The sequence below is a fragment of the Erwinia sp. genome, from assembly GCF_031978025.1.
In the GTDB taxonomy this organism is placed as follows: Bacteria; Pseudomonadota; Gammaproteobacteria; order Enterobacterales; family Enterobacteriaceae; genus Erwinia.
The window spans coordinates 1-2,058 of sequence record NZ_DALZCD010000421.1 but is presented as its reverse complement, the minus strand read 5'-3'; the positions used below and the strand labels follow the sequence as shown (position 1 = coordinate 2,058).

Genomic DNA, 2,058 nt, shown 5'->3' with positions numbered 1-2,058 from the left:
TCCGACTGGCTGATGCGTAAAACCGGATCGCTGAATATCGCCCGTAAAACGCCTATTGTCCTTGGCATGTTGCTCTCCATCAGCATGGTGGTGTGTAACTATGTCGATACGGAATGGGTAGTGGTGTTCTTTATGGCGCTGGCTTTCTTCGGCAAGGGGATTGGCGCGCTCGGCTGGGCCGTGATGGCAGATACCGCGCCGAAAGAGATCAGCGGACTCAGCGGCGGGCTGTTCAATATGTTCGGCAATATCTCCGGGATCGTTACGCCCGTGGTTATCGGTTACATCATTGCCACGACCGGATCCTACAACGGCGCGCTGATTTACGTTTGTATTCATGCCTTTGTGGCGGTAATGAGCTATCTGGTGCTGGTGCGCGATATCAAACGTATTGAATTAAAACCCTTGTAAGGAGCCGCTATGACGACGCAAAGCAGCCCGATCGTTACCGACATGAAAGTGATCCCGGTAGCGGGGCACGACAGCATGTTACTTAATATCGGCGGCGCGCACGGCGCTTACTTTACCCGCAATATCGTGGTGTTGACCGACAGCGCTGGCCATACTGGCGTAGGAGAAGCCCCGGGCGGCGAGACAATTTATCAGACGCTGCTGGACGCCGTACCGCAGGTAACAGGGCGTGAAGTTGCCAGAATGAACCGGCTGGTGCAGGAAGTGCATCTGGGTAACCAGACGGCGGATTTCGATACCTTCGGCAAAGGTGCCTGGACGTTTGAGCTGCGCGTGAATGCGGTAGCCGCGCTGGAAGCGGCGCTGCTGGATTTGCTGGGCCAATGGCTGAACGTGCCGGTGGCGGAGCTGCTGGGGCCGGGTAAACAGCGCGATGAAGTGACGGTGCTGGGTTATCTGTTCTATATCGGCGACCGGGAAAAAACCGATCTTCCTTATCTGAGCGGCGAAAACGCCACCCACGACTGGTATCGCCTGCGTCACCAGAAAGCGATGGACAGCGAAGCCGTTGTCAGGCTGGCAGAGGCCGCGCAGGACAAATATGGCTTTAAAGATTTCAAGCTTAAGGGCGGTGTGTTGCCTGGCGAGCAGGAAATCGACGCGGTGAAAGCCATGAAAAAGCGCTTCCCCGACGCGCGTATTACCGTCGATCCCAACGGCGCCTGGCGACTTGATGAAGCCATCGCGCTTTGCAAAGACATGCAGGGCATTTTGACTTATGCGGAAGATCCGTGCGGCGCAGAACAGGGCTTTTCGGGCCGTGAGGTTATGGCGGAATTTCGTCGTGCGACCGGCCTGCCGGTCGCCACTAATATGATCGCCACCAACTGGCGTGAAATGAGTCACGCCGTGATGCTGAACGCCGTCGATATTCCGTTGGCCGACCCGCACTTCTGGACGCTGAGCGGCGCGGTGCGCGTAGCCCAGCTGTGCAACAACTGGGGGCTGACCTGGGGCTGCCACTCCAATAACCACTTCGATATTTCGCTGGCGATGTTTACGCACGTAGGGGCCGCTGCGCCAGGCAAACCGACGGCCATTGATACCCACTGGATCTGGCAGGAAGGCGAGCAGCGCCTGACTAAAGCCCCGTTGTCGATCCGCAACGGCAAAATAGCCGTGCCGGACGCACCGGGGCTGGGCGTTGAGCTGGATTGGGCGCAGGTTGAAAAAGCCCATGCGCTCTACAAAACGTTGCCCGGAGGCGCGCGCAACGATGCCACCGCCATGCAATACCTGATCCCCGGCTGGACATTCGATCGTAAGCGCCCGGCCTTCGGACGCTGAACCTTACAGAAGGAATAAGTTATGAGTCAGGCTACTCCACTGATAACAGAAATGCAGGTCATTCCGGTCGCCGGTCACGACAGTATGTTGCTGAATCTCAGCGGCGCACACGCGCCATTTTTTACCCGCAATATCGTTATCATTAAAGATAACGCCGGTCATACGGGCGTAGGGGAAATTCCCGGCGGCGAAAAAATCCGCAGGACGCTGGAAGAAGCGGCGGCGTTACTGATCGGTCACGGCATTGGCGAATATAAAAATCTGTTGAACCACGTGCGCAGCACCTTTGCCGATCGAGAC

General features: G+C 57.1%; 2 protein-coding genes and 1 pseudogene. All 3 read left to right on the top strand.

The genetic code is table 11. The features are described from left to right. On the top strand, window positions 1–411 hold a 411-nt coding region (locus RTK32_RS21230; RefSeq protein ID WP_312047393.1), incomplete at its 5' end, for an MFS transporter. A 9-nt stretch (window positions 412–420) separates the two neighbouring features. Continuing rightward, window positions 421–1,758: an enolase C-terminal domain-like protein gene (locus tag RTK32_RS21225; protein ID WP_312047392.1), complete on the top strand. Its 1,338-nt coding sequence runs from the start codon at window positions 421–423 to the stop codon at window positions 1,756–1,758. 21 nt (window positions 1,759–1,779) lie between these two features. Next, a pseudogene (gene gudD, locus RTK32_RS21220) lies at window positions 1,780–2,058 on the top strand (glucarate dehydratase); the annotation flags it as partial.